This is a genomic window from Ileibacterium valens (genome assembly GCF_001945525.1).
GTDB classification, from domain to species: Bacteria; Bacillota_I; Bacilli_A; order Erysipelotrichales; family Erysipelotrichaceae; genus Ileibacterium; species Ileibacterium valens.
The window spans coordinates 1-657 of record NZ_MPJW01000057.1 but is presented as its reverse complement, the minus strand read 5'-3'; the positions used below and the strand labels follow the sequence as shown (position 1 = coordinate 657).

2 protein-coding genes are annotated in these 657 nt (G+C 43.2%); both read right to left on the bottom strand.

Going from position 1 to position 657, the window contains the following annotated elements; translation table 11 throughout:
- On the bottom strand, positions 1–267 hold a 267-nt coding region (locus BO222_RS01600), incomplete at its 3' end, for a hypothetical protein (protein ID WP_143356897.1).
- A 135-nt stretch (positions 268–402) separates the two neighbouring features.
- Positions 403–657 (bottom strand): transposase (locus tag BO222_RS01595; RefSeq protein ID WP_075817320.1); only part of this gene is annotated, 255 nt, incomplete at its 5' end.

Genomic DNA, 657 nt, shown 5'->3' with positions numbered 1-657 from the left:
ACGGATCGTTCGGTCGCTGTCAGTGATTTCAATCACCGGCTTTGGACTCTCGTCTGATCCTTCCAAATCCAGGAAGACCGTCCTGTCAATTTCTACGAATTCAAGAGCCGCTGAAGCAGGCGATACGGCGGCAGCTTTTCTGCGCCAGTACTGGAAGGTGTTAAATGCAAGATAAAATGTGCCAATTATTGCAGTGAGAAAGTTACCATTTCTTGCAGTGGGTGGGGTATAGGAGAAGGGGCTGTTAAATTTCGACTGATTTTTCATCAGCGAGATTTACAGCCCCTTTTTCTATGCTTTTTATCTGATTCAATCCTGTTTTATGATGTGTTTTTCCGCTCAAGTCAATTTTTGAACGCACTGAAAAGAGCCAAAACTCAAAAAGACTGTTTATAATCTTTTTCAGATTTCGCTTTTCTGCTCCTTTAATTTTCCATAACGTTCGAGTTCTGGGCAACTCATCCGATTTCTGTTGTTTAATTTTCTGATATTGTGTCCCATGGCCACAATAAGCACCTCAAATTTTACGTTTTCCAGTCCCCGGCGTCTCAATCGGCTGTATCTGTAGTTTTCTTTAAGATCTCCGAAGGTTCCTTCCGCCTGAATGCTCCGGCTGACCATAATCTCATGTCCTGCATCTGAAGACATGTTCTCCCG